Below are 11970 nucleotides of genomic sequence, written 5' to 3' on the forward strand. Positions count from 1 at the left end.
CGGAACCTGTTGACCAGGTCCCGGCCGCTCCCTGCCGCCGTGAGCGGTTGATTCGATGTGCCCCGCTCAGGGGCTCATGTGTCGGTCGGGATCAGCCCTTGACCTTGACGTCCGTGAAGACCGGGACGCTGAAGGGGTCGAGCGTGACGTCGGAGACGTTCTGCGACCATCCGGCGATGCCGTTCTGATACCAGAGCGGGATGGCCACCATGTCGTCGAGGACGAGCTTCTCGGCGTCCTTATACAGGTCGACCGCCTTCTTGGTGTCCGGCTCGGCCGCGGCCTGCTTCAGCAGACCGTCGAACTTCTTGTCGCTCCACTTCGAGTCGTTGGAGCTACCCCCTGTGGCGAACAGCGGAGTCAGGAAGTTCTCGATCTGCGGGTAGTCCATCTGCCAGCCGGCGCGGAACGGGCTGGTCATCTCACCCTTGGTGATCTGGTTGCGGAAGTCCGCGAAGGTGCCGACCGGGTTGCCGACGCACGCGGTGTCCTTGCCCAGCACGTTATTGATGCTGTTGCAGACCGCGTCGACCCAATCCTTGTGGGAGTCCTTGTCAGCGTTGTAGCTGATGGTCATCTTCCCGCCGGGGATGCCGCCGCCTGCTTTGATGAGCTTCTTGGCCTCGGCCGGGTTGTACGTGCAGGAGTCGCCGCAGACGTCCTTGCTGTAACCGTTCGTCGCGCCGAGCACAGGGGAGGTCAGGTCGGTCGCCGGGGTACGGGTCCCGTGGTAGATCTTCTCGGTGATCTGCTTGCGGTCGATCGCCATGGACAGACCCTTGCGGACCTTCTCCACGCCGTCCTTGTTCCACGCCTTCTTGTCGAGCGGGAAGGTGATGGTCTGCACGATGCCCGCGGGCTGCGAGACGTAGTTGCCGCTCAGATCGGCGTCGGCGTTCTTGATCTGCTCTGCGGGGAGACTGTCGAGCACGTCGAGGTTGCCAGCCTGGAGGTCGGAGTACGCGGTGTTGGAGTCCGTGTAGACCTTGAGCAGGACGCCCTTGTTCTTCGGCTTGTCGTCGCCCTTGTAGTGCTTGTTCGGGACGAGCTTCATCTCCGTGCCCTTCTTGTACGAGGTGATCTCGTACGGGCCGTTGCCGACGGGCTTGTCCAGGTAGCCGTCGTGGTCGGAGAAGAACGCCTTCGGCAGCGGCGCGAAGGCCTTATAGCCGAGACGGGTGGGCCAGGTGGACATCTTCTGGGAGAGCTTGACCGTGAAGGTCTGCTCGTCGACCACCTTCAGACCCGAGAGGGTCTTGGCAGTCGGCTGGCCCTTGGCCGGGGCAACCTTGTCGAAGCCCTCGACGTCGGAGAAGAAGTAGCCACCCAACTGCTTGTTCGTGCTCAGAGCGCCGTAATTCCAGGCGTCCACGAAGGATTTGGCGGTTACGGCCTCGCCGTTGGAGAACTTCAGGCTCTTCTTCACCTTAATGGTGAAGGTCTGCTGGTCCTTGGTGCCGATGGATTCGGCGGCGTCGTTCGTCGCCTCGCCGGTCTTCGGGTCGTACTGCTTCAGGTTGCTGAAAATCATGTCCAGCACCTTGCCGCCCTGGACCTCGGTGGTGTTCGCCGGCTCGATCGGGTTCTGCGGGTCACCCCACGCGGCCCGCACTATCCCGGCGTCGGAGCCAGCGTTGTCGCTGTTCCCACCGCATGCCGTTGCTGTCAGAGCAATGGCTATCGCTCCTGCGACCCAAGTGGCGCTCTTGGCACCGCGCATGGGACTGCCTCCTCATGAGTCCAGTTACTACATGGAAAGGAGCCGGTTCCGTGCTGACACCCCTGACAGCTACGACCGGCCCCTGATGCTCGTGAGTCGGCGCTCTCCACAGCGCTGGACCCATTGACCCGAGCTCAATTGGCCCCAGTCTTAGTCACGTTCGCCCCATAAACCACACGTAAGTGATCTCATTTCGATCACATACCGATGATCCACGTCCGGAATCCGGACAAAATAATCCATCTAGGCGGACACGAAGCGGTGCCGGTCGCACCGAAGGAAGCGATCTCGTCCATGCCGTGGACGGTTCAAGAGCACTGCGGGCCCGCCGCGCCCTCGGCCGGGCCCAGCGTTAGGAAACGCCGTCCCTGAACATGCCGATGGCTCGGCGCCCGCTCAGGATGAGCTGGTGCCGAGCCATCGGCATGTTCAGGGACGGGTCAGCAATACTGCTTCTTGACCTTGTAGCCGAGGGACTTCTTACTGACCCTCTCGCCACAGCGCACCGCGCCGTCCACCTTCACACCGAAACTGTGCGCCTTGCCGTTGGAAACCTTCTTGATCCGCGTTCCATCTGAGCTACAGACGGAGCCAGTCCAGTAGCCCGACACGTAGCGACGGCCGCGGTAGAAGTAGTACTGGCCCTTCTTGGTCAGATGGTCCGTGACAGCTACCGACCTAGTCTGCGACCTGCTCTTGTTCCTCGCCAGGTCGAGATTGACCGTCGCCTCCAGGCTGGCGAGAATCTTGGCAGGCCCGGAGTCCCGCTCTGCTGAGCGGGACTCCGGGCCGGACAAGAACCTTGCGAGGCAGAAGCGTCAGCGCTTGGCGCGCGAGTACGCGCGACCGCGCTCCTTCTGGTCCAGGATGACCTTGCGGATACGCACGGTCTCCGGGGTGACCTCGATGCACTCGTCCTCGCGGCAGAACTCAAGGGACTGCTCAAGCGAGAGCTTGCGGGGCGGGACCACGTTCTCGGTGGTGTCCGCGGCCGCGGCGCGCATGTTGGTGAGCTTCTTCTCCTTGGTGATGTTGACGTCCATGTCGTCGGAGCGCGAGTTCTCGCCGACGATCATGCCCTCGTACACCTCGGTGGTCGGCTCCAGGAAGATCACGCCTCGCTCCTGGAGGTTGATCATCGCGAACGGCGTCACGACGCCGGCGCGGTCGGCCACCAGGGAGCCGTTGTTACGGGTGCGCAGGTCGCCGAACCACGGCTCGTGGCCCTCGAAGATGCTGTGCGCGATGCCGGTGCCGCGGGTGTCCGTGAGGAACTCCGTGCGGAAGCCGATCAGGCCGCGGGCGGGCACCACGAACTCCATGCGGACCCAGCCGGAGCCGTGGTTCGTCATGGTCTCCATGCGGCCCTTGCGGGAGGCCATCAGCTGGGTGATCGCGCCCAGGTACTCCTCGGGGGAGTCGATGGTCAGCCGCTCGACCGGCTCGTGGAGCTTGCCGTTGATCTGGCGGGTGACGACCTGCGGCTTGCCGATGGTCAGCTCGAAGCCTTCCCGGCGCATGGTCTCGACCAGGATGGCGAGCGCGAGCTCACCACGGCCCTGGACCTCCCAGGTGTCGGGGCGCTCGGTCGGCAGCACGCGGAGCGAGACGTTGCCGATCAGCTCACGCTCCAGCCGGTCCTTGACCAGGCGGGCGGTGACCTTGTGGCCCTTGCCGCCCTTGCCGACCAGCGGGGAGTTGTTGGTGCCGATGGTCATCGAGATGGCCGGCTCGTCGACCGTGATCAGCGGCAGCGCGATCGGGTTCTCGGGGTCGGCCAGGGTCTCGCCGATCATGATCTCGGGGATGCCCGCGACCGCGCAGATGTCGCCGGGGCCGGCCTTCTCGGCCGGCTTGCGGGTGAGCGCCTCGGTCATCATCAGTTCGGTGATCTTGACGTTCTGCACCGAGCCGTCGCGCTTCATCCACGTGACCTGCTGGCCCTTGCGGAGCTCGCCCTGCTCGACACGGCAGAGCGCGATACGGCCGAGGAAGTTGTCCGCGTCAAGGTTGGTGACGTGGGCCTGGAGCGGCGCGCCCTCTTCGTATTCCGGAGCCGGAACGGAGGCGAGGATCGTCGAGAAGAACGGCTCCAGCGAGTCGCTGTCGGGCGGCGACTGGCCGTTCTCCGGCTTGGTGAGCGAGGCGACACCGTCACGCGCGCAGGCGTAGACGATGGGGAACTCGATCTGGTCCTCGTCCGCGTCCAGGTCGAGGAAGAGGTCGTACGTCTCGTTGACGACCTCGTCGATCCGGGCGTCGGGGCGGTCCGTCTTGTTGATGCAGAGGATCACCGGCAGCTTGGCGTCGAGCGCCTTGCGGAGCACGAAGCGGGTCTGCGGCAGCGGTCCCTCGGACGCGTCGACGAGGAGGACGACCGCGTCCACCATCGACAGACCGCGCTCGACCTCACCGCCGAAGTCGGCGTGGCCGGGGGTGTCGATGATGTTGATCGTGACGACGTCGCCGCCATCCTTCGGGTGGTACTTCACCGCCGTGTTCTTGGCGAGGATGGTGATGCCCTTTTCGCGCTCCAGGTCATTGGAGTCCATCATCCGTTCGTTCAGATGCTGGTGTGCCGCGAAGGCACCGGCCTGCTTGAGCATGCCGTCGACGAGGGTCGTTTTGCCGTGGTCGACGTGAGCGACGATGGCAACATTGCGGATGTCGTGGCGCGTGGGCACTGCGGCGCTTCTCCCGTAATCGTGGGTGGCATCGCGTACGGTCCGGCACGCGCGCCCGCCGGGCAGAACACGCCACGGCCTCACCCCATGGTACGGGCCAGGGGGCGCACGGGCCTCATCGGCGACCCTCAGCACCCCCCAAAACCCTCCTGATCAGGACTTTTCTACCTGCCACGAATGCGCACCCGAGCGGATCGGGGCCGATTATCGGGCCACGGCGACGGCTCCGCGGACCGGTCGGGCGGTGCCGCCGAGCGCGCGCCGCCCGACTTCTCGAAGCCGGATACTTCCGGTCAAAGCCGGATACCTCTCGTAGAAGTCCGGTTACTTCTCGTGGCCGGGTACTTCTCGTGGCCGGTTACTTCTTGTAACCGATGTCCTGATAGCGCGGCGTCGCGAACCCGAACGCTCCCGCGTTCACCAGATCCGGCTTCGCCGCCGCCAGCTGGGGCCGCTGGTAGAGAGGGACGGAGCCCGCCGCCGCCCAGATGCGGGCGTCCGCGCGCTTGACCAGGTCGCGGGAGGCTCCGTCGTCGAGCTCGGAGGCCGCCTGGTCGAAGAGCTGGTCGATGTGGTCCGTGCCGACCCGGGTGTAGTTCTGCTCGACGAGGAGCGAGCCGTCGGCGGCGGGCTCCGGCTTGGCGAAGATGGGGCGCGCGTCGGTGGCCGGGTAGGCGGTGGCGGGCCAGGAGTAGAGGGCGAGGTCGTAGTCGCCCGCGCCGATGTGGTCCTTGAAATAGCTGCTGTCGGAGACCTTCACGATCCGGGTCCGTACGCCGATCGTGTCGAGCATCCCGGAGATGCGGCCGCCGACCTCGCGCAGCGACGCGGAGCCGGGCCCCGAGGGGAGGACGAAGCGCAGGGTGAGCGACTTGCCGTCCTTCATCCGGGCGGCGGGCCGCACCGCGCCCACCGAGCCGCGCCCGCTGGTGGCGGGGTAGGCGGCCGCGAGCGCCGCGGTCCGCCGCGCCAGCGCCTTCTTCGCGGCCCTGGTCGCCCGCTTCGCCGTCCTCTTCGCCGCCTTCCTGGCCTTCTTCTCCTCCTTCTTCGACCGGTACTCCGCCGCCTGCCGCAGCAGCGCGGCGCGCTGGGCCTGCGCGCCGGGCTCGACGCTCAGCCGCCAGGCCGTGTCACGCGCCGCCTGGGCGCCGGCCGCGCGATCGGCCTCGGCGGCCTTCTCGGTGGCCCCGGCACCGGACCCGGCCTCGGCGTCCGTGCCGGACTGCGCGTCCGGCTTCTGCTCGCGCTTCGCGTCGGCCTCGCCCGCACCGGGGCCGGACGGACGGCGCGCGCGCCAGCCCGCCTCGGCCAGCATCGCCTGGGCCGCCTGGGCGTCCTGTCCGCCGAGTGCGCCGCTGTTGTCCTGATAACCGCGCTGCCCGGCCATCAGCAGATGGCTGCCCAGCGGCTCGGCCGGCAGGTGCAGCGGCTTCAGGACGAGATCGGCGAGCTCCTCGCGGTCGATCGCGCGGGCCACCGCCCGGCGCACCTGCTCGTCGGCCAGCGGTCCCGCGCTGCCGTTGAGCGCCAGCTGTGTATAGCCGGGTGCCAGGGCCTTGCGGACCGCGAGGGCCCGGAGCCGGCGCAGCGCACGATCCTTGGCCCGGGTCTTCAGCACCACCGCCCTGGCCTCGGCGCGCGCGGACTTCGAACCGCCGTGCCGGACCGCCCACAACTTGAGGGAGGCCGCCGCCTCGTCGCCGTTCGCCCGGGGCGCGTCGTCCGACGCTTTGTCCCGTCGGGTGATGCGGCGCGCGTCCCGCGGATCGATGTCGGCCAGGTCGAGCTTCCCGGAGGCGAGCGCGGTGTCCCGCTCGGCACGCGGGACGGCTTGCAGCACGAGCTTGTCGAGCTTGGCGCGCCCGCCCCACCACTCGGGGTCGCGGACGAGCGTGACCCTGCCCTTCTTCTTGTTCCTGCTCTTCACGGCGAACGGCCCGGCGCTCTGCGTGAGCTTCTTGCGCGAGCGGTCGTTGAAGCGGTGCGGGCTGCCCATCACGCTCTTCGGGTAGAGCGGTGTGAACAGCGAGCGCCAGTCGGCGTACGGCTTGCGGAAGGTGACCTTGACCTCGTGCGCGTTCGCGCCCCGCTCGACCTTCCCGATCCGCTCGTAGCCGGCGTTGCGCGCGGTCCAGTAACCGTTGTCCCGGCCGCTGAGCGCCTTCCACTGGGCCTTGAAGTCCGACACGCCGATCGCCCGGCCGTTGTTCCAGGCCGCCTCGGGGTTGAGCTGGTAGACGACGGTCTGCTTGGGCTCGCGGTCGACGATGCCGGCGGCGTCCAGGTAGTCCGGGTTGCGCTGCGGGCGGCCGTGCTCGTCGAGGGTGAACAGGGCCGGGAGCACGGCGCCGGCCACCCGGTCGGTGCCCTCGTCCGCGTCGGTCTGGAACACGTTGTAGGTGGCGGGCCGCTCGCGGACCGCCCAGTGCACCGTGCCGCCCGTACGCACCTTGTCGCGGGAGGTGGCGGCGATGTCCTGGACGACCGGCGCCCCCACCATCTCCTCGCCGCCCGAGCCGCACCCCGCCAGCGCCGGCAGCGGGAGCAGCGCCCCGGCCGCCAGCAGCGCGGCGCAGCGCAGGCCGCGCGCGGTCGCGGTGTTACGGGGGCCACCCGGGCCACGGGACCTACGGGCCGCCTGGCCGGCGCTCGCGTCGGCGGCTCTCACGTCCGTGGCTGCTCCCGGGACCGTACGGGCTTCGCGGCCCGTGTCCCCGTTCGTGTCGCCGTCGATGGGCATGGCTGTACCTCCAGGGCTCGCCGCGCGGCCTCCCGGGGAAGTCGGCCGAGGATGATCACATTTGGCGCATTCTGCGGCTCATCGCATCTATCGCTGACCCACTGAAAGCGACCGGCGGCACTCCGCGACGGCGACACGACGGCCGCGGCCCGGATGCCACCCGCCCGGCTCAATCGGGACGAAGAGCGTTGCTCAATCCGGACGAATGGCTCTGTTCGTGGAGAAAGCAACCGGAAAACATACCCTCGCGTGGGTACAATCACGACAGATCCCTTCCCAACGGGGAGTGCGACGCGCCACACTTCCGGGGTCCGGGGGCAGGACCCCGGACTACTCGGCGACGCGCCCGCACATTGCCCGCCGCAGCTGCGAGGTGGAGGCAAGTCATGTCCCTGCAGGACGATTTGACGGCAGCTCAGCGCTGCCTCGACGACCTGGTCCGCTCCATCGGCCGACTCGAAGCGCGGATCGGCTCAGGTCTGGAGATCCGGCGGGTCCGGAGCGACACGGACCACCTGCGCGAGAGTCTCGCGCTGCTGCACGACTCCGCTCCCCCCGACCGTGAGCGGAGCGGCCGACCCGCCATGGTCACGATCCCCGACGCGCCGTACGACAGCGCGCTGTGGACGGACGTGGACGACGAGGGGCTGGGGGCGCAGGACCGGCACGCCCCTTAGCCCCGTCCGACGAACCTCGGCCCCGCCCCGCTCCGGCGACCTCCCAGGCGTCCGGCACGCACGGCCCCGCACCGGCGGCGGCCGGGTCAGCCGTACGCCCGCCGCGGACGCCGGAGCGGCGCGAGCCGTACGGGGCCGTCCGGGCGGCCCCGCGCGAGCGCGCCTCGTCGCCCGGCGGCCGGCTTGCGGGCGTCCCGGCGGCCCGCGCCGACGCCGGCCGGACACCGGCCCGGAGGCCCGCGAGCGGCGGCCCCGCCCGGCGCGGGCGAGCCCGTTCGCCAGATCAGGACCAGCGACCATCCCCGACCACGGAGCCCCCTTTGGCAACCGGCACCGAACCCAAACCCTCAGCGGGCGCGTACGGAGTGCGCTCCGCCACCCGCGCCGCGATCCCGGCCCGGCATCTGCGCACCGACCGGTGGTGGCTCGCGCCCGCCGCCACCGCGGCCGGGCTGTTCGCCTTCATCGTGTACTCGACGTGGCGGGCCTTCTGGAACGCCGACTACTACGACGCCCCGTACGTCTCACCGTTCTACTCGCCCTGCCTGGCGGACAACTGCGAGTCGATGCGCAACGGCCCGAACCTGGACGTCTTCGGCAGCTGGTGGGGGCTCTCGCCCGCGCTGCTGATCCTGATCTTCCCGCTCGGCTTCCGGCTGACCTGCTACTACTACCGCAAGGCGTACTACCGGGGATTCTGGGCCTCGCCGCCGGCCTGCGCGGTCGCCGAGCCGCACAAGAAGTACACCGGCGAGACCCGTTTCCCGCTGATCCTGCAGAACATCCACCGGTACTTCTTCTACGCCGCGGTGCCGGTCGCGGGCATCCTGACGTACGACACCGTCCTGAGCTTCCGCGACGAGCACTACGAGTGGGGCCACATGGGCCTCGGGACGATCATCTTCCTCGTCAACATCACGCTGATCTGGGCCTACACGCTGTCCTGCCACTCCTGCCGGCACATCGTCGGCGGGCGGCTCAAGCACTTCTCCAAACATCCCGTGCGCTACCGGATGTGGAATCTGGTGAGCCGGCTCAACGAGCGCCACATGCTCCTGGCCTGGGTCTCGCTGGTCAGCGTCGCCCTCGCCGACTTCTATGTGTATCTGCTGGCCAGCGGCGCCTTCGACGACCCAAGACTGTTTTGAGAAGTCTGTTGAGCGGGACTGTGGGCGGGACTTCGAAGGGGACAGGGAAATGACGCAAGTCGAACGGCAGTCGTGGGACGTCGTCGTGGTCGGTGCGGGCGGCGCCGGGCTGCGCGCCGCGATCGAGGCCCGCGAACAGGGCATGCGGGTCGCGGTGATCTGCAAGTCACTGTTCGGCAAGGCCCATACGGTGATGGCCGAGGGCGGCATCGCGGCCAGCATGGGCAACGTCAACGAGGGCGACAACTGGCAGGTGCACTTCCGCGACACGATGCGCGGCGGCAAGTTCCTCAACCACTGGCGGATGGCGGAGCTGCACGCCCGCGAAGCACCGGACCGCGTCTGGGAGTTGGAGACTTGGGGCGCGCTCTTCGACCGGACGCCGGACGGCCGGATCTCGCAGCGCAACTTCGGCGGTCACGAGTATCCCCGGCTCGCGCACGTCGGCGACCGGACCGGCCTGGAGCTGATCCGCACCCTCCAGCAGAAGATCGTCTCGCTCCAGCAGGAGGACCTGCGGGAGTTCGGCGACTACGAGGCCCGGCTGAAGGTCTTCCAGGAGTTCACGGTCACCCGGGTGCTCAAAGAGGGCCCCACTGAGGGCGCAGAGGGCGCCGGGGCCGCCGCCGGCGAAGCCGCGCAGCGCGTCGCGGGGGTCTTCGGGTACGAGCGCGAGTCCGGCCGGTTCTTCGTCATCGAGGCCCCGGCCGTGGTGCTCGCCACCGGCGGCATCGGCAAGTCCTTCAAGGTGACGTCCAACTCCTGGGAGTACACCGGGGACGGGCACGCGCTCGCGCTGCTCGCCGGGGCGCCGCTGATCAACATGGAGTTCGTGCAGTTCCACCCCACCGGGATGGTCTGGCCGCCCTCCGTGAAGGGCATCCTCGTCACCGAGTCGGTGCGCGGCGACGGCGGGGTGCTGCGCAACAGCGAGGGCAAGCGCTTCATGTTCGACTACATCCCGGACGTCTTCAAGGAGAAGTACGCGCAGTCCGAGGAGGAGGGCGACCGCTGGTACGAGGACCCGGACCACAACCGCAGGCCGCCCGAACTGCTCCCCCGCGACGAGGTCGCCCGCGCGATCAACTCCGAGGTCAAGGCGGGCCGCGGCACCCCGCACGGCGGTGTGTTCCTGGACGTCTCGACCCGGATGCCCGCCGAGACGATCCGCCGCCGGCTGCCGTCCATGCACCACCAGTTCAAGGAACTGGCGGACGTGGACATCACCGCCCAGCCGATGGAGGTGGGCCCCACCTGCCACTACGTGATGGGCGGCATCGCCGTCGACCCGGACAGCGCCGCGGCGGCCGGCGTGCCCGGCCTCTATGCGGCCGGTGAGGTCTCCGGAGGCATGCACGGCTCCAACCGGCTCGGCGGCAATTCGCTCTCCGACCTGCTGGTCTTCGGCCGCCGCGCGGGGCTGCACGCGGCCCGGTACACCCTCGGCCTGGGCGACGCGCGCCCCGAGGTGGACGACGCCCAGGTGGACCTGGCGGCGGTGGAGGCGCTGCGCCCGTTCAGCGCGGAGACCGCCGATCCGCAGCAGGCGTCGAGCGCCGCCGAGAACCCGTACACCCTGCACCAGGAACTCCAGCAGACGATGAACGACCTGGTGGGCATCATCCGCCGGGCGGACGAGATGACCGAGGCGCTGCGCCGGCTGGCCGATCTGGGCGTACGCATCCGGCAGGCCGGCGTCGAGGGGCACCGGCAGTTCAACCCCGGCTGGCACCTCGCGATCGACCTGCGCAACATGCTGCTGGTCAGCGAGTGCGTAGCGCGGGCGGCGCTGGAGCGCACCGAGAGCCGCGGCGGGCACACCCGCGACGACCATCCGGAGATGGACCGGCAGTGGCGGCGGGTCAACCTCTACTGCCGGCTGACCGAGCCCAACGGCGGGCTGAACGTCCTGGACCCGGCGCTCGGCCGGATCAAGCTGGAGCGGCGCGAGGTGACGCCGATCCGGCCCGATCTGCTGGAGCTGTTCGAGACGGACGAACTGGTGAAGTACCTGACGGACGAGGAGCTGAGCCGGTGAGCGGGTACGAGGCGCACTTCAAGGTGTGGCGGGGCGACGCGGAGGGCGGCGGCCTGCGGGACTTCCAGGTGGAGGTCAACGAGGGCGAGGTCGTGCTCGACATCATCCACCGCTTGCAGGCGACCCAGACGCCAGATCTCGCGGTGCGCTGGAACTGCAAGGCGGGCAAGTGCGGTTCGTGCAGCGCCGAGATCAACGGACGGCCCCGGCTGCTGTGCATGACCCGGATGTCGACCTTCGAGCGGACGGACGTCATCACCGTCACCCCGATGCGGGCCTTCCCGGTCATCCGGGACCTGGTGACGGATGTGTCCTTCAACTACGCCAAGGCGCGCGAGATCCCGGCCTTCGTGCCGCCCGCCGACCTGAAGCCGGGCGAGTACCGGATGGCGCAGCAGGACATCGAGCGCTCGCAGGAGTTCCGCAAGTGCATCGAGTGCTTCCTGTGCCAGGACACCTGCCATGTGGTCCGCGACCACGAGGAGAACAAACCGGCGTTCGCCGGGCCGCGCTTCCTGATGCGCATCGCGGAACTGGACATGCACCCGCTCGACGCGGCGGCCGAGACGGGTCTCGACCGTAAGTCCTCCGCCCAGGACGACCACGGGCTCGGGATGTGCAACATCACCAAGTGCTGCACCGAGGTCTGCCCGGAGCACATCAAGATCACCGACAATGCGTTGATCCCGCTGAAGGAGCGGGCTGCGGATCGTAAGTACGATCCGCTGGTCTGGCTGGGGGACAAGATCAGGCGTCGGAACGGGTGAGCTTGGGGGCGCGCGGGGCGGGACCGTAAGCGCGGGGTGGATCGTAAGCGCGGGACGGGACGGGCCCGCGCGGAATCCCGCGCCGCCCCGCACGCCCTCTCCCTCCCCCCGCGCCGGCGCGGGGGGGGTGCCCCTATGTCTTTCGTCAACCCCGAGCTGCCTGTCTTGTGATGATTCGTCCATGTCGGGTTCATGC

Annotated in this window: 8 protein-coding genes; 4 read left to right on the top strand and 4 right to left on the bottom strand. The window is 68.8% G+C overall.

What is annotated here, in order from left to right:
- Positions 1–91: 91 nt before the first annotated feature.
- The 4 genes from QMK28_RS19815 to QMK28_RS19830 all read right to left on the bottom strand — a co-directional run bounded on the left by QMK28_RS19815 (position 92) and on the right by QMK28_RS19830 (position 7144).
- Positions 92–1720, bottom strand: a complete 1629-nt coding sequence (locus tag QMK28_RS19815; protein ID WP_326439783.1) for a peptide ABC transporter substrate-binding protein — start codon at positions 1718–1720, stop codon at positions 92–94.
- 440 nt (positions 1721–2160) lie between these two features.
- A complete protein-coding gene (locus QMK28_RS19820; protein ID WP_326439785.1) occupies positions 2161–2517 on the bottom strand; it encodes a hypothetical protein in 357 nt (118 codons plus the stop codon).
- A 21-nt stretch (positions 2518–2538) separates the two neighbouring features.
- A complete protein-coding gene (typA, locus tag QMK28_RS19825; RefSeq protein ID WP_326439787.1) occupies positions 2539–4404 on the bottom strand; it encodes a translational GTPase TypA in 1866 nt (621 codons plus the stop codon).
- 358 nt (positions 4405–4762) lie between these two features.
- Positions 4763–7144, bottom strand: a complete 2382-nt coding sequence (locus tag QMK28_RS19830) for an ABC transporter family substrate-binding protein (protein ID WP_326439789.1) — start codon at positions 7142–7144, stop codon at positions 4763–4765.
- A 386-nt stretch (positions 7145–7530) separates the two neighbouring features.
- On the opposite strand from QMK28_RS19830, the gene QMK28_RS19835 reads away from it, so the two are divergent.
- From QMK28_RS19835 to QMK28_RS19850, 4 genes are all read left to right on the top strand, one after another.
- Entirely contained in the window at positions 7531–7821 is a 291-nt protein-coding gene (locus QMK28_RS19835) for a hypothetical protein (RefSeq protein ID WP_326439791.1), read from the top strand.
- 320 nt (positions 7822–8141) lie between these two features.
- The gene (locus QMK28_RS19840) at positions 8142–8969 is read left to right on the top strand and encodes a hypothetical protein (protein WP_326439793.1); all 828 of its coding nucleotides are present in this window, start codon (positions 8142–8144) and stop codon (positions 8967–8969) included.
- A gap of 49 nt (positions 8970–9018) precedes the next feature.
- Positions 9019–11007, top strand: coding sequence for a fumarate reductase/succinate dehydrogenase flavoprotein subunit (locus QMK28_RS19845; protein WP_326439795.1), 1989 nt, complete (start codon positions 9019–9021; stop codon positions 11005–11007).
- Complete coding sequence (locus QMK28_RS19850; RefSeq protein WP_326439797.1) at positions 11004–11774, top strand: succinate dehydrogenase/fumarate reductase iron-sulfur subunit; 771 nt, start codon at positions 11004–11006, stop codon at positions 11772–11774. The genes QMK28_RS19845 and QMK28_RS19850 overlap by 4 nt, the downstream gene beginning before the upstream one ends.
- Positions 11775–11970 lie beyond the last annotated feature (196 nt).

This window comes from Streptomyces sp. H27-D2 (genome assembly GCF_035828615.1).
Taxonomy (GTDB): Bacteria; Actinomycetota; Actinomycetes; order Streptomycetales; family Streptomycetaceae; genus Streptomyces.